This window comes from Rubritalea sp. (assembly GCF_051252225.1).
Taxonomy (GTDB): Bacteria; Verrucomicrobiota; Verrucomicrobiia; order Verrucomicrobiales; family Akkermansiaceae; genus Rubritalea.
On the sequence record NZ_JBPOGE010000005.1, the window covers coordinates 228109 to 251684 of the forward strand.

A 23576-nucleotide genomic window follows, 5' to 3' on the forward strand; every position below is an offset into this window, starting at 1 on the left:
ATGATCTATTGTTGATTATTATTTTTTCTCGCTTTTCCAGAGGACAATGTTTTCAACATCATTCTTAGATTTTTTGTCTTTTACGGAGGCTCCTGTATTCACGTCATCAGTGAGCTGAGTGAGTAATTGTTCAGCAAGCTCAGGCTGGGATTTGTAGAGGTTGTTCTGCTCACCAGGATCGGCGGAGAGGTCATAAAGTTGGGCTTTTGGTGCCCCTTGCTTTTTAGCATTGGCTTCGGTAGGTGTAGTCCAGCCGCCGGAACCATAGGCTAGGATTAGCTTGTTCTGGCCTTGGCGGTATGAGAAGTGCCCGCCTATGCTGTGATGGATGATGCCGGCGCGGGAGAATTTGGTTTTTTTACCCTTGAAGACAGGAAGGATGCTTTCGCTGTCTTCACCCGCATTTGCTGGAAGTTCTTTGCTAACAAGCTCGGCACAGGTTGCGAGGAGATCTGATTGGCAAGTAAGCACGTCTGAGGTGCTATCGGCTGGAATGACTTTTGGCCATTTTACAAGGAATGGTACGCGATGACCACCTTCCCAAATGTCAGATTTTGATCCACGATACTGTGCACTGGCGAAGTGTCCTTGTTTTTCTAGACTCTTGAAGTTTGCTCGCTTCGAAGTTCCGTTGTCACTGGTGACAATGAGTATGGTATTTTCTGAAATGCCCTTGTCGTCGAGAGCTTTGACTACTTGACCGACGAAGTCGTCAGTCTGCATGACGAAGTCGCCATAGTCACCGAGGCCACTTTTTCCTTTCCATTTATTTGTTGGAACGATGGGGGTGTGAGGCGATGGGAGTGGCATGTAGATGAAAAATGGATTCTCGCTCTTGTATTCACTGATGAATTTTACTGATTCATCGGCAAGCTTACCTAGGACATCTACAGCTTCGAAGTCAGCACTGGCTGGTCCGTCTCTGTGGAAGGCCTTGGCGTGAGTTCCTTCACCGACCCAGTTACGGTTGCGGATCCAGACGTAGGGAGGGAAATCGAGTGAGGCTGAAATGCCATACCAAGAGTCAAAGCCGAGGTCGACGGGGCCACCTTTAATTTCGCCTTTCCAGTCGATGTTTGAAAGCTCAGCTGGAGCGAAGGATCCATTGCCTTTTTTTTGCTTCAATCCACTCTTAGCGTTCGCTTTTTTCCCATCAGTGGTAGTGATCCCAAGACCTAGGTGCCACTTGCCGATCATGGCTGTAGTATAGCCATTTTCTCTTAAAAAGCTCGGGACCGTCATGCGGTCAGTTGGAATTAAAGGCTCACCATATCCATTGAGCACACTGCGCTGAAGTTTGCTGCGCCAATTATAGCGGCCTGTTATAATGCTGTAGCGTGTTGGCGTGCAAACGGAAGAGCTGGTGTGCGCGTCGGTAAATGTCATCCCTTCGGCAGCGACACGATCCATGTTAGGTGTGGGAATCTTACCGCGTTCTGGATTTAAGCACTGGACATCACCGTAGCCTAAATCGTCTGCGAGGATGTAGATGATGTTTGGTGCCTGCTGAGCTTCAGCGAAGGCAAGAGAGGGGGCTAAGGCGCAAGTGGCCAGAATGAGTTTTCTAAAGTGATGCATAGGTGTTTTCATATTTGTCTCAGTATCGAAGTGCCATCAGCCAATGCGGTAGAGTAGAGGTCTTCGAGACAGGATATTTACTGGACGAGTGTAGAGCTCCTTACAGATCATCCCATGTTTTTTATTGAGGTAGGCTATAATGGTCGAACGCTAGATCTGAATGATTTCATCCACTTGGATGTCGTGTGCTTCAGTGGGGATAGAGTCGAGGATTTGGCAGCTAAAGCAAATGCCGATCAGCTTACTCTGAACTGCGCGATGTGCGAGAAGTCTATCGTAGTAACCACCTCCTTTGCCCAGGCGTTTGCCTTCGAGAGTGAAGGCGTATGCTGGGACGAGAAATAGATCGATCTTACTCGGTTCCACTTTTTGATGGAGAGATGGATCAGGCTCTAGGATGCCATAACGACCAGGGCGGAGAGAGTGGATGTCTTCGACGATATAAAATTCCATTACCCCATTTATGTGTGAAAGAGGGTAGACGAGCTGAATGGAAGAGGCGTGTAATTTACTTAAATCTGGTTCAGTTGGTAGCGATGCAAATGTCGCGACTAAATTGATTTGTGGATTATGTTTAACGTATTGTGCAATACATTCGCAAAGGGTGTCTGATTGTTTTTTCTTCTCAGAATCACAGAGATTTTTGAGTGTCAGACGCATTTTTTGCCTTAAGACGTTTTTTTGCTGTTTCAGTTCAGAATCCATAGGGTGGTGTGTAAATTAAGAAAAAGGCAGGTAATTAGTCATTTCCCGCTTGCCAGATACGTCATCTCTGGTAAATGAGCCGTCCCGCTTTGCGCACCAACGCGCATAAATATTCTGCGGAGCAACAATACTAACACTAAATTACCGATTACCATGGCAAGAATTTTCGGAACCGAAATTCCAAATGAGAAGCGCATTGAAGCTTCTCTTCCATATATCTACGGTGTCGGCCGTACCACTGCTAAGAAGATTCTTGAGCAGGCTGGTGTCGACGCCGATATCCGCACAGGTCAACTCTCTGAAGAACAACTCGTAAAGATTGCTAAGGTAATCACTTCCGAGACGATTCTGATTGAAGGTGACCTTCGTCGTGAGCAGCAATCCGCTATGAAGCGCTTGACCTCTATCAACTGTTACCGTGGCCAGTGTCACAAGCGTGGCCTCCCAGTTCGTGGTCAGCGTACCAAGACTAACGCACGTACTCGTAAGGGTAAGAAGCGTACAATGGGTGTAGCTAAGTAAACTTTGACCTGTAAATACAATGTCTGAAGAAATTAAAGAAACTGAAGCTACTGACGAAGTAGTTCCAACAGCAGAAGTTGAAACTCCTGCAACAGAAACTCCAGCTGCTGAAGCACCTGCTGAGACTCCTGCAACAGAAACACCTGTAGCTACTGAAGAAGCACCTAAGAAAGAAGAGAAGAAGCGTGATATTTTCGCTGAACTCGCTGGTGGTGAAGAAGAGCTCAAGATTCACAAAGCTAAGAAGTCCAAGAACATCCAAACTGGAATCGTTCATGTGACAGCTACTTTCAACAACACTCTCGTGAGTGTGACTGACTTCAATGGTAATGCTATTGGTTGGTCATCCGCTGGTAAGATGGGCTTCAAGGGTTCACGTAAGTCTACTGCTTACGCTGCTCAAGTTGTTTCCCAGGATGCATGCCGTCAGGCTATGTCTCACGGCCTCAAGTCCGTAGAAGTTCGCGTTAAAGGCCCTGGTGCTGGTCGTGAATCAGCTGTTCGTGCTGCGCAAGGTCTTGGTCTTGAAATCACAGCAATCAAAGATGTGACTGCTGTACCACACAACGGTTGTCGTCCTAAGAAGGCACGTCGCGTATAATTTAACCTAACTTTAACTACTTTTTTATTATGGCACGTTATATTGGCCCTAAAGATAAAATCAGCCGCCGTTTCGGTGTAGCTCTCTTCGGTCCTACTAAGGCACTTGAGCGTCGTAACTTCCCACCTGGTCAGCACGGTCTTCGTGCAGGTCGTCGTAAGAAGTCCGACTACTCTGTAGCTCTTGGTGAGAAGCAGAAGCTTCGTTTCCAATTCGGTGTACTTGAGAAGCAATTCCGCGGATACTATGCAGAGGCTGTACGCCAGCGTAGCATCACAGGTGACACACTTGTTCGCCTTCTTGAAACACGTCTCGATAATGTTTGTTTCCGTCTCGGTTTCGGTAGCTCACGTTCAGGAGCACGTCAGTTCGTTAACCACGGTCACATTACTGTGAACGGCGTTAAGACAGACATCGCTTCCTTCCAGTGTAAGCCAGGTGATGTGATCGCTGTAGCTCAGAAGGCATCTTCTCAGCAGCTCGGTCTTCGCGCACTCGACCTTACACAGGCAGTACCTCTCAAGGACTGGCTCACAATCGATCGTGAGAAGATGGTTGGCACAATTGCTCGCCTTCCAGAGACTGATGATTTCGATCACGGTGTGAACGTTCAGCTTGTTGTTGAACTTTACTCACGTTAATCTCTCAGAGGTTATACAATTTACAAAAGCGCAAGGGCTCAGGCTCTTGCGCTTTTTTTATGAGAACGAAAGCCTCTTAAATTTCTGCTTTAAATCTCGCTTGTAAGTGGAGATGGCAGACGCTATGAGTGCCTGCACCGCGCTTATGCAATCCCACGCTCAGAAACCCATTGGCTCCGTAATGCTGCCTGCTATCCTATGTGCTCTCACTGGGAGTATACTGGCAGTGGGAATGGATTTGATGGGGTATTTTTCTGCAGTTAAAGCTTGGCTTTATGAAGTCTGGCAAGCCGAACCATTTTTGATGTCCGAGTCATTCGTCGTAACCCAATATGTAAATTGGGCGCTTACTGTTGTTGTGAGTCTTCTCGTTGCTTTAGCTACTTTAGATTCAGCGAATTTGTGGAGACGTCTATTGATCGGGGCAATGTCATTGGTTTTACTATTAGGGGCTGCTCCGTGTCTCGTTTTATGGGGTGTTGAGTGGATGCCAATGATGCCTGTGGTAGCTTTAATTTGGACCTGGTGTTGTGCATTAATGTACGCGTCACAGCACCGTATGCCTTGTGATTCTCTGAGAGAAGAGCTCGATGAGCAGAGCCTCGAGTTGAAGGTTGAGACAATCCCATTTCCTATCAAAAAGAAGGTAAATTAACCATGGCAAGAGCTGATTACCCGGAGCCAGTACGAGCTCTGATTCTAGAGTTGAAGAAGCTTCCAGGAGTGGGGCCTCGCAGTGCTGAACGCATGGCTGTCTGGATGATCCAGCATAAAAGGCGTAATCCACAAGAGCTGGCAAATGCGCTTGAATACGCAGATGAGAATGTGACTTTGTGTGTTACCTGTGGATTTTTCTCTACCCAAGAGGGATGCTCGGTGTGTGATGATCACACCAGAGATGAGAATTTAGTATGTGTGGTCGAGCAGCCAACAGATGTACTACCGATGGAGCGTAGTGGTGCATTTCGCGGCTATTATCACTGTTTAGGTGGGAAGCTTTCACCCTTGGATAATGTGACACCTGCTGATTTGAAGATCGGTCAGTTGCTCAAACGAGTTGAAAAGCTCGATGGGGTAGAAGTGATATTAGCTCTGAGTTCAGATGTGGAAGGGGAAGCGACTGCAAACTATCTCGCCGAAGTTCTTGCTGGAAAAAACTGTGATGTCACGCGAATCGCTCAGGGGTTGCCCGCTGGAGGTGGGCTCGAGCATGCCGATGAGTTGACTCTCATGCGCGCTCTGCAGGGTAGGAGGTAAGCTCTCTAGCCGAAAAGCTGAGTGATAGCTTCGCCTTTACGCCCAGCCATCTTGAATGGACGTTTGGATGCGCTGTAAATGGTCTGATCGTAGTTGATGCCCATGGCGTGGCCGATAGTGGCATTGAAATCTGCAGCGGTGACTTTTTCGCTGGTGACATTGGTTCCGGTTTCATCTGTTTCTCCGTAGACGAATCCGCCTTTAATTCCTCCGCCGGCCATCATAGTAGAGAAGGCTTTCGGGAAGTGATCGCGGCCACCTTCTGGCGTGACTTTAGGAGTGCGTCCAAACTCGGTGGCGAGCACGACGAGTGTCGAGTCGAGTAAGCCTTTAGCCTTGAGGTCGATAAGCAGAGCTGAGACGGCTTTGTCGAGGATGGGGAGTTTATTTTCGGCTTGTTGGAAGTTGTCGTTGTGCCAATCGAAACCACCGAGTTCAACTTCGACTGAGCGGACGCCTCGTTCAACTAAACGACGAGCGAGAAGGCAACCTTTTGAGAAGTTTTCGGAGCCGTATAGTTTGTGAGTTTCAGCGGATTCGTTTGAGAGGTCGAATGCTGTAAGGTCTTCGCTTTTCATTAATTTGACGGCCGAGTCGTAGACTTCATTATAGGCGCGGACAGATTTGTGTCCTTTATGAAATTTTGTATCGAAGCTGGCATCGAGCATTTTCCGGACTTCGAGTTGGCGCTTGAAGTCTTGTTCTGTGGTGCGTTTTGAGCGAGAGGAATTCTTGAGGCCTTCAGTTGGATTGCCAATAGGGAGTGGCTGAAGGTTGGGTTCCATGAAGCCGGCTCCTGGATGGTCATTGCCACAGGAAATGGTGACGAATGAAGGAAGGGTTTCATTCATAGGAGTGCTGAGCTTATTAACCCAGCCTCCAGCAGTGGGGTGGACAATGGAGGCGCGCTGGGTGTAACCAGTACGCATGAAGTAGCGCCCTGGGCCATGCGCGCCCTGGGTTGAGTTCATCGAGCGAATGATTGATATTTTGTCAGCTTGTTTTGAGAGTTCCGGGAGCCAATGACCGAGCTGGATTCCATCCACATTAGAGCCAATGGCTTTAGTGTCGCCCATGATGCTGGAGCCAGCAGAGCTTTTGGGGTCGAAGGTGTCAATGTGAGTCATGCCGCCAGACATGAAGAGGTAGATCACGTGCTTGGCTTTACCTCCGCCGGCCATTCTGACGGATGGTGATGCTGCAAATGCAGGGGAGTTGAAGAGGCTTGCCATAGAGGATCCGACAGAGACTCCGAAACAGGTTTGAGCGGTTCTGGCGAGAAAGGAGCGGCGGTCTAGTTCTGACATTATTTTAAGAAGTTAGAATGATGGAAATGTGCTTACTACTGGACGAAGAGGAAGCGCTTGGAGTTGAGCATGGCTTTGGCGAGGATGTAGATTTCCTGTTTACTGCGGCTGTATTGCTTCAGCATTGTTTCCTCTTCAGAACTTGGGTAGCAATTGTAGAGGGAGAGGAATAGGACATCGAGGCGGTCGTCTTCGCGGTGAAACTCTTTGAGCATTTTTCCGATGCGGCTATTTTGGGTGATCAGATTGTCAATTTTTTTACCATTAAGCATTGTGAGGGCTTGGGGGATAGAGGCGTGCGTGTGTTGCGCATTGGTGGTTTCTCGGTCAGAGGCTCCGAAGTCACGTGAGAGTGAACCTGGCTTGAATGGTTGGGACATTTCGGAGGCTCGTAGCAGGATGTTATCTTGGGTGCGCAGATTGTTTTGCATGACCATGCTCATGTCTTGCATTTTCATGGATTGTTTTTCCTTACGGATATCATCCATTTGGCTATAGAGCCGTTTGAGTTTTAAGTTGAGCTGATTTGCTAGTTGGGTATTTCCAGCTTGAGCTGCTTTGTCTTTTTCAGTGCGTAGCTTTCTTGCTTCACTTTGCGGTTCACGAAGTGCGTCTTCTACGATGTCGGCTTGGTCATCGAGCTTGATGATTTCTTGTGGTGAGGCATTGACGAGCTTGTTGATTCCATTTTGATAGTTCGCCCATTTTTTGAGTTGAGACTCATTGATTTGGTCGTCGATATTTCCTCTGGTGAGTGTGACGAGGGAATCATAGAGCTCTTCTGCACTCATGCGACGAAGGAGGGGGCCACGGAAGTCGTGTACTCGACCATCGGTGATTTCGTAGTCACATGCTTGGCGCTGGAAGAGTTTTGTGTGATAGATGACTCGTAGAGTCTCACGGATGTCAAAGTTTGAGGTGTGAAGGATCTGAACCAAAACATCTAAAACTTCTTCATGAGCAACGTTTGACCGGTCGGTCCAGTTGTCTACTGGTTCGACCAGGCCGTAGCCGAGCGCTAGTTTCCATAAGCGGTTGGCAATGACTTTGCTAAACATTGGGTTCGCTCTAGAGCTGACCCAATCAGCAAGTTGTTCATGTTTTGGGGAGTCAGCTGACGAGTTAGGAACCGCACCGAATAATATATTTGGTGTGACTACATCTTTCGGTTTGCCATCGTTGTACTTATAATCGGCTGGTAGGGTGAGTATTTTACCTGCTTGTTGGCTGATTTCGTTTTTGTTGAAGTTACGGAAAATCGAGTTGAGGTCGCGCGCTTCCTCTTTGCTCAGCTGGATGCGTTTTCTGAGTTCAGTTTTAGTGAGTTGCGCTCTCGGCTTGGCACCTTTTTTTTGAACTTTGAAATCGACTACTTCTTTTACTTTGCCTCGAACGAGTGAGCTATTATAGGAAATCTCGGAGCCAAAAGCAGCGAGCTGATAGTATTGTTTTTGAGTCCAGTCTTCGAATGGGTCATCATGGCACTGAGCGCAGCCAATTTGGGTGCCAAGAAAAACTTTGGCTGTATTTGAGATGTTGTCTAAGAGCATCCCGCGATCACGTAAGTAGTATCCTACCTCAGGATTGGTCGAGCAATGGCCAGAGGCCGAGAGCATTTCATTGACGATAGTGTCGTAGGCTTTGTTCGTTTTGACGGCATCTCGCAGCCAGACATGCCAGCCTAGACCGAATTGTTCCTGATTAGATTTGAGCCGCAGCAAGTTTGCGTAGAAATTAAAAAGGTGGGAACTAAAGCCAGTCGAGTAGGTGAGCTCTTCGATAAGTTTCTGTCGCTTACCTTCAGCGGAGCTATCGAGAAAAGACTTCGTCTCGTCGTAGGTGGGGATACGGCCAATGATATTAATATAAGCGCGACGCAAAAATGTGGCGTCGTCGATAATGCTATTGGGAGAAATATCTTTCTCTGCATTCGCCACTTCGATGATGTAGTCGATTTCCGCAGCTGCGTTGGTAATCACAGCGAGGGGTTGCTTCTTTGCGTAGCAAGTACTAGCCAGCGCAAAGAGAATGAGGAGCGGACGTGCAGTGTTCATAAGATAGATAGGGAGTCTTCTATCTACCATACGGAAGCACTGTTGAGAAGTTACAAGTAATTCTGATTGAGTGTCAAATGGTCGGATCCCATGGATCTTCAGCTTTGCCTCGATTTGGCAGAAACATACTGACAATCCATACGAGAGGATAGGCTATGAGACCTAGGGCGATACCTGAACTAAGCATACCTATGACGAAGTCCGATATATTGATAGTTGTGGTGCCCGCTTCTAAAAGGATGTGACCGAAGATTTCAATGTCACTGTGTTCCTTTATAATTTCCCAATTTCCAATAATGGGAGGGCGAGGAATTCCGAGGCCTTGGTGCATCCAGTTTCCCAATTTATATTGAAGCACAGCCATGGGTGGTTGCGTAATTGGGTTAGTGATCCAACATGCTGCAAGAGCTACAGGTACATTACCACGGCCTCTTAGGCAGCCAAGTGCTGCGATTACCATTTGAAATGGAATGAGGAGCATGGCGCAGAAGAGGCCTATGGATAGTCCATTGGCTACTGTAGATCGGCAAGGTTTCCAATAACGCCGATTAAAAATGGCTTTGGTAAATGGCGTGAGCCATTTGATTTTCCGGATACGAGGATGGCGCAGATATCTATAGGTTCGACGAACCATTCTGAGATAATTGCGCTTCATTCGATCGAGTTTTTAAAGAGTTTAGTCTTCGAGAGGGATGATGCGAATAGAGCCTTTCGGCTTGTCGTTTATATTGCTAGCGAGGGTATTGGAAGGAGTTCCTTCCTGAGTTTCTGTTGTGGAGTCTGAATCGAGCGCGTTTTTGAGTGCGCCTTCGACGAGCTGGCCACAGTGGATTTTCATGGGAGGAAGTGCTCCGAGGTCGCCGCTCAGTTCTTGTGCATTGAGCTCGGCTGCTTCATCTAGAGTTTTTCCTTTGAGCATCTCAGTGGCCATGGAGGCGACGGCAATGGCAGTCTGGCAGCCGAAGGACTGGAAGGAGGCTTTATCGATGATTTTTTTACCATCTTTCTCGGTAAACTTGAGCCACATGCGGAGCATATCACCGCAGTCTGGAGAGCCGACAGTGCCGACGGAGTCTGCGTCTTGCATTTCCCCTTGGTTTTGTGGATTGGCTAGTGTTTCACGTACCTTGTCCTCGAAGTCGCTCATGCAGGGAACATTCCTCTTGTTTGCTATTCTGGCAAGGTAAAGATTGCTGCTTTTTACTAGCTGGGACTTGTCAGATGTAGAGTGTTGGATGATGGTGCACGCAGCACATGGCAAAGAAGACAGATATTCGTGGAACTAGGAAGCAGCGTATCATAGGTACGGTCGCTGGATGGGGGCTGCGAATTGTCGGCTCAACTCTACGAATCAAGGTCACCGATAACTCAGGTCTCAGTGGGGATTACCCTAAACCTGTGTTATGGGCGTTTTGGCATAATACCGTATTTGTGATGCCCTATGTGCGGCTTAAATTTTTTCGCCACCGCAAAGTGGTGGTGCTGACCAGTGCGAGCAAGGATGGAGCGGTGCTTGAGAGTGCTGTCAATGTCTGTGATATTGGTGCGGTACGTGGGTCGAGCTCACGCCGTGCTGTCGCAGCGCTGATCGCTCTGAGGAAAGCGATCCAGGATGATGGCCTCGATGTGTGTATCACGCCTGATGGACCTCGTGGACCGAAGTATACGTTACAGCCGGGTATTATAAAAATGGCTGAGGCTACTGGAGCTCCATTAGTGCCGATAAGAGTGGAGTACAAAAACTCTTGGCGGCTCAAGACTTGGGATGCATTTCGTATCCCAGTACCCTTTTCACGAGTAGATGTTATTTTAGAAACTCCGGTTGAAATTGCTCAGGGTAGTTCTGATGAAATGTTCGAAGAGCAACGCATAGCAGTAGAAAAATGCATGCAGCAGGGGCTCGATGACCTCTCTTAGTCATTTAACTATTGTCTAGCTGAGTGTGGCTCTCTAAGAAAAGCCATGCAAAAAATAGACGGTAAACTAGTTGCTGAAAAGGTTCTCTCTGAATGTAAAGAGCAGATCGCAGAGCTGAAAGAAAAGGGAATCACACCAGGGCTCGCTGTAGTTCTCATTGGTGAAGATCCAGCATCAAAGGTTTACGTCGGATCTAAGGCGCGCAAGTGCGAGGAGCTCGGCATTTTTTCTAAGAAAGTTGAAATGCCTGCTGACTCCACTCAGGAAGCAGTGATGGCTGTGGTAGAAGAGCTTAATAGTGACCCTGCAGTTCATGGTATTCTCGTTCAGTCTCCTCCGCCGGCACACATCGATGAAGCCGCGATCGTACGCGCTATTAATCCAGCAAAAGATGTCGATGGCTTCCATCCTGAAAACGTGGCTAAGCTCGCACTGGAAGACCCTACTGGCTATGTTCCGTGCACGCCTGCTGGCTGTATGCGACTTTTGAAAGAAGCTGGTGTTGAGACATCTGGCGCAGAAGCTGTTGTCATTGGCCGTTCAATGATAGTGGGTAAGCCAATGGCTTTGCTACTCATGGGGCGTGAAGGCAATGCAACGGTGACTGTGGCGCATTCTCGTACGAAAGATCTGGCTGAGGTTTGCCGACGTGCTGACATTATTGTCGCAGCGATTGGTAAACCTGAGTTTGTGACTGCTGACATGGTGAAAGAGGGTGCCACTGTCATCGACGTGGGTATTAACCGTGTGGAAGACGCATCCAAGAAGAGTGGATACAGATTGGTTGGTGACGTAGCTTACGATGAAGTAGCTCCGAAATGTAAGGCTATTACACCTGTTCCTGGCGGTGTCGGTCCGATGACGATTGCGATGCTCATGCAGAATACAGTTCAGGCTGCAAAGTTCGCCAATGGACTAGGCTAAAGCTCTCAATGTTATATTTTCTAAAGCCTGTGGGGACTACCTCACAGGCTTTTTTGCATTGGCCAAAATGACAGTAGCAGCGCCGCCAAGGATAATGGTGGAAGCGATGACGAAATGGAGGGTCAGAGCTTCTTTCGCAAAGAGGACTCCGCCAATGCTTGCGAGTACAGGGACGAGAAGCTGGATCACAGCTGCTGAGAGTGGTTTGATTTTTTTCAGAACTAGATACCAGATCGCATAACCAAGCCCCGATGTGATCGCACCTGATGCGCAGGCCAGCCATACTCCTTTTTGAGTCAGCGAGATGTCTTGGTAATAGAAAATAATCAGAGGAATGGAGAGTGGGATCGTTCGCAAAAAATTGTGAGCGGTATCGCTGAGTGGATTTCTAGAGCCAGACCCTAGCAAGGTGTAATTCGCCCATGCGACGCCAGATATAACCATGAGGGAAAAGCCAACAAGAGGTGGCGCTGATAGGCCGGGGGTGACTAGGTAAATAAAGCCTAGAAAAGCGACAGCCATACCTAGCCAGGCGATTGGTTGCAGTTTTTGACCTTTGAGGATGCTAGTGAAAATTACTGTCAACTGGACCGCTCCAAAAAGGATGAGAGCTCCAGTTCCTGTTGTTAGCGATTGGTAAGCATAGGAAAAGGTAGCAGCATAAAGAAAGAGCATGAGAGCCGCTTGCCAGCTCCCTTTGCTGGTTTGCCTCGTAGAAGTGGGGAAGGTCTTTAGTAAGAGAGTGAGTACGAGGGCTCCGGACCAAAGACGGATCACAGTGAAGCTTGTAGGGTCCAGGGACCCATCGCTTAGAGCCAGTCTGCCGAGCACAGAGTTACCAGCGAAGGCTAGTAGCGCGATTAAGGTACACGCGCTCAATTGGAGTTTGGATTGAGTGCTCACACTTTATGTATCGTGTGATTTCTTTTTAAAGAGCCCAGTCAGGTCTGAGCTTACGGCGTAGGCACAGGGAATGAGGAATAGAGTGATCACTGTGGCGAAGAGTATACCGAAGCCTAGTGATACCGCCATTGGTATCAAAAATTGTGCCTGGATCGAGCTCTCAAAGATGATCGGCATAAGACCCGCAAAGGTCGTGAGCGAGGTGAGTAGGATCGGGCGGAAACGTCGAATACCTGACTCTGCGATAGCTTCTCGCAGCGGCATCCCTTCGCGAACTTTTTTGTTGATGAAGTCCACGATTACGAGCGAGTCATTCACCACGACGCCAGCAAGGGCGAGCATGCCGAAGTAGGAAAGGTAAGACACTTTAATGCCTAAAATGACATGTCCCCAGTAAGCTCCAATCACTCCAAATGGGATCGCGATCATGACGAAAAGTGGCTGGATGAACGATTTAAATGGAATTGCTAACAGTGAGTAGAGGGTAAATGTGAGAATGATAGCGAGCGCCATGATCCGCTTGTTCCCTTCTTTGAATTCAGCGAGCGTTCCTTGATAATTCCATTGCACCGTAGGGTAGTCGAGCGCGAGTGAGTTGAGGTACGCTGTGAGCTCAGGTTCCATCTTAGTGACGTCATAATCACCTTTGGCGACAGCGGCAACCTCGGTGAAGCGCGCACCGTCCTTACGCTTGATCCGCCGTGGGCTGACTCCTTCGCTCACTGTAGCGACTTGGGAAATACTCGCGAGCTGGCCGTTCGGGAGAGTGATACGAAGGGTGTCGAGTGTGTGGAGCGATTTGCGCTGTTCTTCGGGAAGCCTGAGCATGACGCTCAATTCCTCATCTGCAGTTTGGAATTTCTGTACCTCAGTTCCAAAGAAAGAGTTACGAATCTGCTGTGCTAAATCTCCTTGAGTAAGCCCAGCTTCTCGGCCAGCTCCATTGAGTTTGATATCGAGTTCTCGTTGATCCCGCTGGCGGTCTGACCAAGCACTGCTGATTTGATCCTGGCTTTTTAACCATTCTTTAAGCTCTGTCTCAAAGGCTTTTCGCTCTTCGTCACTTTCGGATCGAACGACGACATTGATAGGATCTGATTTTTTCCCACGAGAGTTGTTTTGTTCACTGCGGATGTAGAAACTGCGAACGCCAGGCATCTCACCTACCGCATTTTCCCAGGCTTCAGCAATTTCAGCATTTTTAGGCCCTGGAGTCGTGCGTTGACCAGGAGGGGTGATTTCAACGAGAATATAGGCTTCGGTAGGGTCAGAAGAGTCACCCCAGGGCTTGCCGCCTGTGGAGGTTACTACATTACCGATTAGAGAATCTCCTGTGCCACTGTCGGTGAAGTCGTTGCGGATGGAGTTTAAGGCTTCGACGACGTATGTGACACGTTCATCAGTTTCTTCAAAGGATGTGCCACTCACTGTGTCTAATGATGCGTAAATGTAGTAGCGGTCGGTCGATGGAGCTGGATCGAAGTTGTCGGTTTTTATGTACCACCCAGCAGTAAGTAGGAGAGTAGCAACGAATATGGAAATAGTGGTGTAGCGATGGTTGAGTGAGAAATCGAGCATCGGCTTGTACACACGTTGGATGACTTTTTCTAAGCCGTCTGCAACGTAGCGCTGGGTACGAATGAACCAGTTGGTGTTGCTTCTGTGAGCCTGGAGGTGCTTGAGGTGAGCTGGAAGGATGAGCTTGGACTCAACCAAAGAAAAGAGCAGCACAGGAATCACTACGAGTGGAATCTGGCGAGCCATCTCACCGAGGTAGCCATCGATAAACATTAATGGAATGAATGCCGCTATGGTGGTGATCATGCCAAATGTCACAGGTGTGGCGACTTCTTGGGTGCCAATTACCGCAGCATCGAGTGGCGAGAGTTTTCCGTCCTTGAGGCGGGAGTATATATTTTCTCCAGTAACAATGGCATCATCGACCACAATACCTAATACGATGATGAAGCCGAAGAGGCTCATGTTGTTCGCTGAGACTCCTAAATAGTGCATGGCAATCACGCCGCCAGCAAAACTGATAGGAATACCAGCAACCACCCAGAAGGCGATTTGTGGACGCAGGAAGAGTCCAAGAAAGATAAGTACGAGCACTCCACCCTGGAGCAGGTTTACTGCGAGTGTGTTCAATCGGCCTTTGAGACTGACCGAGTCATCATCCCATGTGGCTAGGTTCACTCCGTCTGGAAAACGGTTTTGCGAATTGGCAACGTAGTCGTGAACAGAATTTGCGATCTTGAGTGAGTTCTCTCCATCGAAGCGCAGGACTTCTAATAGAATAGCGTTTTGATCATTATAGCGCAGTATTCTCTCATCATCAGCGACGACATCACGGATCGTAGCAACATCTCTGAGACGTAGCTCAGATCCGAATTCGCGGGAAATAACAAGGTCGCGAAATTGTTCCGCTTCATAGGCTTGGGAGCTGGAGCGGATGAGGATACGCTCACCATTGTTGTCTACTGAGCCAGCTGAGAGATCGACAGATGCCTCGCGGATTTTACGAGATAGAGTAGAGATGGAGAGATTGTACGCGTTGAGAACTTCTGGCTTAGCCTCGATCAGGATCTGTTTGCTTCGCTGTCCTTTAATGACGACTTTGGAAATGCCCTCAATGGCTGTAAGGTCGGCGCGTACTTTTTTAGCAGCGGTCAGTAGGTCAGCATTTGAGAGGTTTCCATAGATTGCTATGGAGATGACGCCATGCCAATAAGCGGTGGAGGGAACGAAGATGTTGGCTTTATCAGCTTCAGCGGGAAAGGTGCTGATGCGCTCAATTCTGCTGCTGATTTCATTTTTCACTTTATCGATGTCTGCGGAGTCATCGATATCTAGTCTAAAAAAGGCGCTGTTGCGGTTGGCGTCAGCATGGATGGCTTTGATTTCTGAAATATCCGCCAGTTCTTTTTCGATAGGCAGTACCACCTTTTGTTCGACGTCCTTAGGAGTTCCTCCTCGGAGGGGTACATGGATATTTACCTGAGGAAATTCCACAGTGGGCTCTATTTCTACAGGGAGCTGGAAGTAAGCTGTGTAACCTCCTCCTAATAGAATTGCTAACATGAGAATGTTAGCTGCAACGTGATTTTTTGCGAACCAGCGGATCATTATTGAGATTGTTTATGAAGTGATTTCCAATAGTCGAGACGCTCTTTGATACGCTTCTCAAGACCATTTTCTGTGGGCGTGTAATAGTGCCTGCCTTCTGGGAGGTACGACTGCGGAACATAATTCCCTTCAAAAGAATGAGAATAAAAATATTCTAGTGTGTCATCACTAGCTCCAGAGGCTGCTGCAAGCTTTTTGCGAGTAGGAGTGCGGAGGTGAGGTGGGACAGAAAGCGTACGACCAGATTGGACATCAGCCATGGCTTCTCCTAGTGCTGCGTAAGCGCTGTTGGACTTAGGTGAGGTCGCTAAATAGACTGTCGCATGCGCCAGAGGAATACGGCCTTCAGGCATGCCAATGAATTCGAATGCTTGCTGGGCATCCATAGCCACTCGTAGAGCGTTAGAGTCTGCTAGGCCTATGTCTTCGCTTGCTGAGATAACTAAGCGACGGGCAATATAACGTGCATCTTCTCCAGCATGTAGCATTTTTGCAAGCCAGTAGAGTGCTGCGTCGGGGTCTGATCCTCTGATGGATTTAATGAAGGCTGATATGGTGTCGTAATGAGCGTCACCAGTGGCATCATAGACGATTGCTTTTTTCTGAATGGATTCTTCAGCTATTGCGAGAGTGACTTCGACAATGTTATTATCGCCTGCTGGAGTAGTTAGAGCTGCTAGGTCTAGAGCGGTTAGAGCCTTTCTAACATCACCGTCAGATTTTTCGGCAATGTGAGTGAGAGCATCTTCATGTGCATGAATATTGAGTTTACCTAGGCCCCGTTCTTTATCTGCTAGAGCGCGATTGAGGACTGTTACGATATCTTCGGTGGCAAGTGATTCTAACTGGAAAATTTGTGAACGAGAAGTGAGGGGCGAGTTTACGTAGTAATACGGATTGTGGGTAGTCGCTCCTATGAAGCGGACTGTGCCGCGCTCGATATGCGGGAGGAGTACATCCTGTTGTGCCTTATTAAATCTGTGAATCTCATCGATAAAGAGAATGGTGGTTTCACCGCGGAGCTTTTTCCATGTGCGAGCTTGAGCTATTTTATCGCGGATTTCTGAGACATTGCTTTCTACACCATTGAGCATCTCGAAGCGCGAATTGGTGGATTTTGCGATGACTGTCGCGAGGCTGGTTTTTCCAGTGCCTGGAGGGCCGTAAAATATAAGTGAGCTAAAGAGGTCCGCTTCTATGGCGCGTCTGAGTAGTTTCCCTTCTCCTAGAATGTGCGGTTGGCCAGCGACTTCGTCTAGCGTGCGAGGTCGCATCCGCGCAGCTAGAGGTTGATCGTTGAGGATCACATCTTCTGCGTGGTCGCTCTGAGCTTTCGGCTCATCTGGGAAAAGTGAATCCATGCGGCAGTTGAAACAAAATTCATTGAGCTGGCAAAGGAGTAAGTCCGGGAGATGGAATCTTTTCAGAAATGCTTGCAGAAACTAGAAAATTTATAAAAGTCAGAGCCATGGAAGGTATCGAGAATATTTTAAGAAATAATAAGCAGTGGGCAGAGGGTATTACGCAGCAAGATGCTACATATTTTGAGGAATTAGCCAAAGGGCAGTCACCAGAGTATTTATGGATTGGTTGCGCTGATTCACGAGTTCCAGCTAACGAATTGTTAGGACTGAAACCTGGAGAAGTGTTTGTGCATCGGAATGTTGCAAACCTAGTACTTCATGCTGACTTCAATAGCCTCGCTGTGATTCACTACGCAGTGGAATATCTGAAAGTGAAATATATCATCGTTTGTGGTCACTACGGTTGTGGTGGCATACAGGCTGCGCTGTCAGGTAAGCGCTTTGGCCTTGTAGACAGCTGGATACGCAACGTAGATGATGTAATGAGCGTGTACGAAGAAGAGCTCGCAGGTCTCGATGAAGATGCTAAGTTTAAGCGTCTGTGTGAGCTCAACGCGATTGAGCAAGCTGTAAATGTATCACAGTCACCACCAGTGTTAGACGCCTGGGAGCGGGGTCAAGAGTTACACATTTACGCCATGGTTTATGATCTTCATGACGGGCTGTTAAAGCCTGTGGCGAAGCCCATTCTGGAGCCTCAGAAATTCGGTCTTGGTAAGCGTGGCTAAGCTGGTCTAAATATAATTTATAAAAGCCCTAGAGAATAACACTCTAGGGCTTTTCTTTTGATTAATCAGCGTGTTCGAAACCGACGAGTTTTTGAATAGAGCTTTCGAGTTTTTCGAGTTTTTCTGGATCGGTAAGTTTAGAACCATCTAATTGGCTGACATAGATAGTGTCCATAGCTGCGCCCTTTTCTGTGCAGATGCGCGCGTGGACAGTAGCTAGTCCACATTTCCCGATTTCAAGGAAGAGATCGTGGAGAAGCCCGATACGGTCGAGTGCTTGAACTTCAATGGCTGTGTACTGCTGGCTGGTAAGATTGTTAGCGAATGCTCTCACAGGGAATGGTAGACCACCTTCAGTAGGGTCTTTCTGTAGGAAGTTCCGTGTTTTTTTAAGATACTTGCTAGAGTCGTAGGCTTCTTGCTGAATGAGTTCTGAGAAGGTGGCTTCTACTTTTTTCTTAGTAGGCGCATTAGTTACAGCTTGTTGGTCTTCGGTGCAGACGTGGAAAACGTCGCATGTAACACCATCAGTACGCGTATAGATATCTGCTGCAATAATGTTGATTTGTGAAGCTGCGAGCGCACAGGCTACTTTTTCAATCAGAAGAGGGCGATTTCTTACTGTCACAACAAGTTCGGTATAGCCACGGTCTGTGTGGCTGATCCAACGTAGGTCAGAGGCTGCGAAGCTCTCATCAGCTTTCTCCTCTTTAATGAGGAAGCGTCTGACTGCGCGTATATGAATCGCGATCGACTCTGGTGCGCGATAGCGGAAATAACCTTTTGGCATGCGCTCGAAATGCATGTCTAACTGCTCGTGGTATTTATCCTTGAGGCAGCCTTGAGTACGCTTTTTGAGCTTTTGGATTTCAGTTACCAGATCATCACGGTAGCGTTCTTTTCCTGCTTTTAAGAAATCGAGTGTGGAGCGATAGAGTTGTAACATGAGTGTCTCTTTCCACGGAGACCAGGCATCTTCATTTGTTCCGTTAGAGTCAGCGTAAGTGAATACGAGTAACGCTTTGAGTCGCTCAGGGGTGCGCATGATACCTGCGAACTCTTCGATTACTTCAGGGTCGTCGAGGTTCTTGTTAGTAGCGTATCGCCAGAATGAGAGATGGTGGTCGACTAGGAATGTTAGAAGTGTACGGCGCGTTCCGCGAATCTTTAAACGCGAGCAGACTTTCGCTGCTAGCATGGCGGAGCCGTCGGTGTGTTCCCGTACGTTCTCGGCACGGCCAGTGTCGTGAAGAATAAGAGCCAAGTAGATGGCGTAGGGATCTTCGAGGTCTGTGAGGATTTTACGGTAAACATCTCTCTCTCGGCGGTCATCTTCAATCAGAGCGTCCAGCTGCTCGATACAGCGAAGTGTGTGCTCATCTGCTGTGTAGCGGTGGAAAAACTCGTGTTGTACAAGACAGTCGAGCTGGCCAAACTCAGGCATCCATCTCCCTAGGAAGCCTACACGGTGCATGCGGCGCAGTGTGTCAGCGACTTGACCTTTTCGCTCCAGCATAGCACGGAAGGTTTCGCGGTTCGCTTTGCTGTTACGAAAATCGTTATCAATGAGGTCCCAGTTCGCTTTGATGAGTTTGCGCATTGGGGGGGCGAGCGTGACATTCCGTCGTTGGCTTTCTTGGAATACACGCATCAGGCGATGCGGTTCCTCTCGGAAAATTTCTGAATTTTTTGGGTAAATCCTGCCATCGCGAACGATAAAGCCATCCAGCTCAATACGTTTCTTTTTAGGCTTAGGGAGGAATTTTAACCAGCCTTTTGCCTCATCGCTCTCATTGATTTCGATCTGGAATATCTCCATCAGCGAAGTGGTGTGATTATAGAGGTGGCGTGTGTGACGATAGTAGTCGCGCATGAACGATTCACAGCGACGGAGAATGCTCTTTTCTGGATACTGGAAATTGGTGGCAACCACGCCCTGGAGCTGAAGTGTTAGAATGTCAGTTGAACGGCCAGTGTGGTAGTGAAGTTCGTTTCGTACACGGTGTACGAAATCATAGGCTTCGATGATCTCTTTGTGGGCGTTTTTGGTGAGGATGCGTTCTTTGACAAGAGCTGAGAGATCATTTGTTCCGCGTTCTACTTGCTCAACCCAGATGATGTTATGATAGTCACGAAGGCCTCCACAGCTTTCTTTGACGTGTGGCTCTTGGAGGAAAACTGTGTACGAATATTTTTTATGGCGAGATCGTATGTCTTGACGACGGAGCTCGAAGAATGCTTCAGAGTTTTTCTGAATACAATCATGCTGGAAGCGGCGGATGAAATTTTCAACGAGAGTTTGATCCCCAGCGACAAGCCGCGTGTCCATTAATGCTGTTTTTGATTGCTGCTCCTGCTTGGCTTCAGTGAGGCATTCGTTGATGGAACGTGACGAGTGGCCGACTTTGAACCCAGTGTCCCATAGTAAGTAGAGAATCTCTTGAACTAACTGAGCTGTAATTTTCGAGATCTTGGTCGAGTTGACAGGAAGGAGGAAAAGGATGTCGATATCTGATCCTGGGTTGAGGGTGCTCCTACCGTAACCGCCAACGGCTGTGACAGCCATTTTGATAGGGGACTCAGGGGAAATACGCTCTTGTGCGGTTAGGAATGCAGCATGGATCAGATTGTCGACCATGAGTGAACGTGCACCGGCTACTTCTAAACCACCGGCTCCAAGGTCATGAATTTCACGAATACGTGCATCATGGAATTTGATATAGTCTTTGATTAATTCGGCACGTTCAGTTTGCTCATTCGCATTTCTTAAGCCTGGAATGAGAACCTCTTCCGCGTGTTGAGTGATGGAGTCAGATATTGGATGCATCAGAGAATTTTTTAATTAGGAATTTAGATGAGGGACTCGAGTCCATTTGTAAAAATGGCCTAGCAGTTGCTAGGCCATAGAATGAGAGATAATGGTTAGTGACTAGCGCTAAAGGATTGAGCCTGGCTCGTAATTCGCAGCACTAGGGAAGCGCTTTGACCAGTCTGCAACCTTTTTACTGAAGGCGTCGATTTGTGTGCGGGCTGAGCCTGCATTTTCGCGACCCTCTTCGAGAAGGCTATTGAGTTGTTCGAGGCTGAGCGGGATGCGGTCGTCTTCTGCGAGTCTTCTGAGAAGGTCGTTCTGGTTAACGGCGCGGGCGCGGAGATCGTTGACTGTGGCAACGGCGTGCTCCTTGATGACCTTGTGCGCAGCTTCGCGGCCAACGCCTGCTTTGACTGCTTCCATCATGATGGTAGTGGTCATGAGGAATGGTAGGTAGTGTTCATTTTCAGCATCGATCACTGCTGGGTAGGCATCCATTTGATTGAGGATGGTGAGGAATGTTTCGAACATGCCATCACATGCGTAGAACGCATCTGGAAGCATGACGCGGCGGACGACGGAGCAGGATACATCGCCTTCGTTCCATTGGTCACCAGCAAGTCCAGTCGCCATAGCGAGGTAGCCCTTGAGGATGGTTTGGAAGCCGTTGACGCGCTCGCAGGAACGTGAGTTCATTTTGTGCGGCATGGCGGAGGAACCGGTTTGTCCTTTGGCGAAGCCTTCACTTGCTGTCTCGTTACCAGCCATGAGGCGGAGTGTGCGAGAGAAGGAGGATGGGCCAGACGCGAGGTCGGTGAGGACTGAAACGGTACGGAAATCGAGTGAGCGTGGATAGACCTGACCGACGTTGTCGTACACTTCTGGGATGCCGAGGTGCTTGCAGATGTTGTTTTCGAGAGCGTTTACTTTATCGAGGTCTCCTTCGAAGAGGGAAATTTGGTCCATCTGCGTGCCAACAGCACCTTTGAGACCACGAACCGTGTAAGTTTCTGTGAGGTGGTTCAGTGAGCCTAATGCACCGAGTAGCTCTTCACCGAACATGGCGATGCGTTTGCCAAATGTGGTTGGTTGAGCGGCTACATTGTGGGTACGCGCTGTGATGAGTAGTCCCTTCCACTGCTGAGCGCGGGAATCGAGCTTAGCGAGTGTGGCGATGGTTTTGTCGCGGAGAATGAGAAGGGAACGGTAGACCTGGAGCTGCTCGACGTTTTCAGTGAGGTCTCGCGAAGTCATGCCCTTGTGAATGTGCTGGTGCCCTGCGAGATCGCAGAACTCTTCGATACGGGCCTTTACGTCGTGACGGGTGACGCGCTCACGGTCCATGATGGACTGGAGATTTACCTGATCTTTGACTGACTCGTAGGCATCGATAGCGTCCTGCGGGATGTCGAGACCGAGCTCTTTCTGAGCTTTCATCACGGCGATCCAGAATTCGCGTTCAAGTACGATACGGCCTTCTGCTGACCAGATGTTGCAGATGGCTTGTGAGGCATAACGCTCGGCTAAGACATTAGGAATGGCGGACATGGGTGGAGTAATAATGAGCAGCCCAGAAGATTCAAGTTTATTGCAGACATCTTGTGTCTGTAGTTTTACAGAGACTCATGTGGAGTTGTGTGAGTTCAGTTCTTGCTGGTTCATTGAGTCACAGGTGCAGCCGCCACTTATTGATGTTTTAAAAGGAATTAGCTGTTCATTGTATCTGCGTAAGTGATGAGTATGTTTCTATGGTTCAGTATGTTGTGGAGTTATTCATAATGCTTAACTGTATTCAAATCAGTAAATATATTGAACCCGTAAGGTCAACAAGGAGTGAGATAGAACCTGTAAGCCTATATGCGTTGTTGTGTTTCGGGTTAGGTTTGGTTGCTACTTCGTATAGATTGCTAATAGTAAATGAATAAGGTGTGATCCTTTAGTTGTGCGTTATGAGAGGATATGTTTTTCTGCTAGAGTCCCGTTAACAATGTTATGAAAGCGAAACTCCCACTTAAGTGCTTGATTGGCGGTGTACTGGTAGCAACTTCTGCAGTTGCCTGCGCTATTGCCTATATGCAGGAAGAGCTCTCTTCTAGCTCACAGGCTCAGCCACCAGTCATCGTCGAAAATGAAAGCGCGATGTAATCAGCATTTTTTAAGATTGGCTGTTGAGGAAACTTATTGCCACTTGTTTTGCTTTTGTTAATTCGGAATATGGTATTGCGGTTAGCCAATCCTCCTTTTTGAACCAGGTGCGTTGGCGTTTGGCGTATTGGCAGGTGGCGAAGAAGATTTTTTCTTCGCAGGTGGCGAGGTCGATTTCGCCAGCGAGGTAGGCGCGGATCTGTGGGACGCCGATGGCTTTTTCGCAGGTGATGGAGAGGTTTGAGGTGTTTTTGATTTCGTCGATGGCACCATTTTCAAGCATGAGCTTGGTGCGGAGAGCGATGCGCTGGCGCAGGGGCTCGGCTTCCCACTGGATGAGGGCGCCGCGGAGGTTTTTGTCAATGGCGTCTGAGGTTTGCTTCCAGTCGTTTTTGATGGCTGACATTTTTTGTCCTGAGAGGAGGCAGATTTCGAGGGCGCGGATGAGGTAGCGGCGGTTTTGCAGGTTAGTGATGGCGGCGCCTTCGGGATCGAGTGACTTTAGCTCGGCGACGAGTGAGGCATTCTCACGGGTTTCGAGTTCGGCTCGCAATTTGGGATCGCTTGCGGGAACTGGGGATGGACCGTGAGTGAGAAACTTGAGGTACATGCCAGAGCCGCCGACAATGATGGGTGTTTTCCCACGTGATTGGACTTCTGTAATGACAGGCAAGGCGAGTTCGCGGTAGCGCTGGGCGTCGAAGTCTTCAGTGGTGGCTAGAACGGAGAAAAGGTGGTGTGGGGCTTGGGAGAGCTCCTCGGTAGATGGTGCTGCTGAGAGAGTCTCGATCCCGCGATAGACTTGGTAGGCATCGCCATTGATCACCTCTCCATCGAGTCGCTTGGCTAGCTCGATAGCGAGAGAGGATTTCCCTGAAGCGGTGGAGCCGCAGATGTAGATGGGGTGGAGCACTTGAAGTGAGAAGTGAGAAGTGAGAAGTGAGAAGTGAGAAGTGAGAAGTGAGAAGTGAGAAGTGAGAAGTGAGAAGTGA

At 48.5% G+C, this 23576-nt stretch carries 21 protein-coding genes; 9 read left to right on the forward strand and 12 right to left on the reverse strand.

The annotated features are described in order from the left end of the window. Nucleotides 1-18: 18 nt before the first annotated feature. Together ACSHX2_RS07335 and ACSHX2_RS07340 are read right to left on the reverse strand one after the other, a co-directional pair. A complete protein-coding gene (locus ACSHX2_RS07335) occupies nt 19-1578 on the reverse strand; it encodes a sulfatase family protein (RefSeq protein WP_435692045.1) in 1560 nt (519 codons plus the stop codon). Nucleotides 1579-1728: 150 nt separating this feature from the next. Beyond that, nucleotides 1729-2283, reverse strand: coding sequence for a 5-formyltetrahydrofolate cyclo-ligase (locus tag ACSHX2_RS07340; RefSeq protein WP_435692047.1), 555 nt, complete (start codon nt 2281-2283; stop codon nt 1729-1731). A 153-nt stretch (nt 2284-2436) separates the two neighbouring features. On the opposite strand from ACSHX2_RS07340, the gene rpsM reads away from it, so the two are divergent. The 5 genes from rpsM (at nt 2437) to recR (ending at nt 5304) form a co-directional block, all read left to right on the forward strand. Continuing rightward, nucleotides 2437-2805, forward strand: coding sequence for a 30S ribosomal protein S13 (gene rpsM, locus ACSHX2_RS07345; RefSeq protein ID WP_435692048.1), 369 nt, complete (start codon nt 2437-2439; stop codon nt 2803-2805). A 19-nt stretch (nt 2806-2824) separates the two neighbouring features. Then, nucleotides 2825-3406, forward strand: a complete 582-nt coding sequence (rpsK, locus tag ACSHX2_RS07350) for a 30S ribosomal protein S11 (RefSeq protein ID WP_435692050.1) — start codon at nt 2825-2827, stop codon at nt 3404-3406. 29 nt (nt 3407-3435) lie between these two features. Continuing rightward, complete coding sequence (gene rpsD, locus ACSHX2_RS07355; protein WP_435692052.1) at nt 3436-4047, forward strand: 30S ribosomal protein S4; 612 nt, start codon at nt 3436-3438, stop codon at nt 4045-4047. 145 nt (nt 4048-4192) lie between these two features. Beyond that, complete coding sequence (locus ACSHX2_RS07360; protein ID WP_435692054.1) at nt 4193-4702, forward strand: hypothetical protein; 510 nt, start codon at nt 4193-4195, stop codon at nt 4700-4702. 2 nt (nt 4703-4704) lie between these two features. Then, complete coding sequence (gene recR / locus ACSHX2_RS07365; protein ID WP_435692056.1) at nt 4705-5304, forward strand: recombination mediator RecR; 600 nt, start codon at nt 4705-4707, stop codon at nt 5302-5304. A 5-nt stretch (nt 5305-5309) separates the two neighbouring features. Here the strand turns inward: recR and ACSHX2_RS07370 are convergent, their stop codons facing one another. The 4 genes from ACSHX2_RS07370 to ACSHX2_RS07385 all read right to left on the reverse strand — a co-directional run bounded on the left by ACSHX2_RS07370 (nt 5310) and on the right by ACSHX2_RS07385 (nt 9812). Beyond that, nucleotides 5310-6611, reverse strand: a complete 1302-nt coding sequence (locus ACSHX2_RS07370; RefSeq protein WP_435692058.1) for a DUF1501 domain-containing protein — start codon at nt 6609-6611, stop codon at nt 5310-5312. 35 nt (nt 6612-6646) lie between these two features. Further along, on the reverse strand, nt 6647-8665 hold the full coding sequence (locus ACSHX2_RS07375) for a DUF1549 domain-containing protein (RefSeq protein WP_435692059.1): 2019 nt from the start codon (nt 8663-8665) through the stop codon (nt 6647-6649). Between the two features lie 73 nt (nt 8666-8738). After that, nucleotides 8739-9320: a DUF2062 domain-containing protein gene (locus ACSHX2_RS07380; RefSeq protein WP_435692061.1), complete on the reverse strand. Its 582-nt coding sequence runs from the start codon at nt 9318-9320 to the stop codon at nt 8739-8741. Nucleotides 9321-9341: 21 nt separating this feature from the next. Then, entirely contained in the window at nt 9342-9812 is a 471-nt protein-coding gene (locus tag ACSHX2_RS07385) for an iron-sulfur cluster assembly scaffold protein (protein ID WP_435692063.1), read from the reverse strand. A gap of 107 nt (nt 9813-9919) precedes the next feature. Between ACSHX2_RS07385 and ACSHX2_RS07390 the strand changes: the two genes are divergently transcribed. Then, complete coding sequence (locus tag ACSHX2_RS07390; protein ID WP_435692065.1) at nt 9920-10582, forward strand: lysophospholipid acyltransferase family protein; 663 nt, start codon at nt 9920-9922, stop codon at nt 10580-10582. Between the two features lie 45 nt (nt 10583-10627). After that, on the forward strand, nt 10628-11506 hold the full coding sequence (gene folD / locus ACSHX2_RS07395) for a bifunctional methylenetetrahydrofolate dehydrogenase/methenyltetrahydrofolate cyclohydrolase FolD (RefSeq protein WP_435692067.1): 879 nt from the start codon (nt 10628-10630) through the stop codon (nt 11504-11506). 36 nt (nt 11507-11542) lie between these two features. Here the strand turns inward: folD and ACSHX2_RS07400 are convergent, their stop codons facing one another. From ACSHX2_RS07400 to ACSHX2_RS07410, 3 genes are read right to left on the reverse strand one after another with little or no spacing between them, the layout of a single operon-like run. After that, nucleotides 11543-12409, reverse strand: coding sequence for a DMT family transporter (locus ACSHX2_RS07400; RefSeq protein WP_435692069.1), 867 nt, complete (start codon nt 12407-12409; stop codon nt 11543-11545). 3 nt (nt 12410-12412) lie between these two features. Then, entirely contained in the window at nt 12413-15535 is a 3123-nt protein-coding gene (locus tag ACSHX2_RS07405) for an efflux RND transporter permease subunit (RefSeq protein ID WP_435692071.1), read from the reverse strand. After that, a complete protein-coding gene (locus ACSHX2_RS07410) occupies nt 15535-16896 on the reverse strand; it encodes a replication-associated recombination protein A (RefSeq protein WP_435692073.1) in 1362 nt (453 codons plus the stop codon). Before ACSHX2_RS07410 ends, ACSHX2_RS07405 begins: the two co-directional genes overlap by 1 nt. A gap of 107 nt (nt 16897-17003) precedes the next feature. Between ACSHX2_RS07410 and ACSHX2_RS07415 the strand changes: the two genes are divergently transcribed. Further along, a complete protein-coding gene (locus tag ACSHX2_RS07415) occupies nt 17004-17627 on the forward strand; it encodes a carbonic anhydrase (protein ID WP_435692074.1) in 624 nt (207 codons plus the stop codon). A 61-nt stretch (nt 17628-17688) separates the two neighbouring features. Here the strand turns inward: ACSHX2_RS07415 and glnD are convergent, their stop codons facing one another. Both glnD and purB read right to left on the reverse strand, forming a co-directional pair. Continuing rightward, on the reverse strand, nt 17689-20454 hold the full coding sequence (gene glnD / locus ACSHX2_RS07420) for a [protein-PII] uridylyltransferase (RefSeq protein WP_435692075.1): 2766 nt from the start codon (nt 20452-20454) through the stop codon (nt 17689-17691). 108 nt (nt 20455-20562) lie between these two features. After that, nucleotides 20563-21987: an adenylosuccinate lyase gene (gene purB, locus ACSHX2_RS07425; RefSeq protein WP_435692076.1), complete on the reverse strand. Its 1425-nt coding sequence runs from the start codon at nt 21985-21987 to the stop codon at nt 20563-20565. A gap of 444 nt (nt 21988-22431) precedes the next feature. Between purB and ACSHX2_RS07430 the strand changes: the two genes are divergently transcribed. After that, a complete protein-coding gene (locus tag ACSHX2_RS07430) occupies nt 22432-22584 on the forward strand; it encodes a hypothetical protein (RefSeq protein WP_435692078.1) in 153 nt (50 codons plus the stop codon). 10 nt (nt 22585-22594) lie between these two features. Here the strand turns inward: ACSHX2_RS07430 and miaA are convergent. Further along, nucleotides 22595-23576, reverse strand: a 982-nt coding sequence (gene miaA / locus ACSHX2_RS07435) for a tRNA (adenosine(37)-N6)-dimethylallyltransferase MiaA (protein WP_435692080.1), incomplete at its 5' end; no start/stop codon positions are given.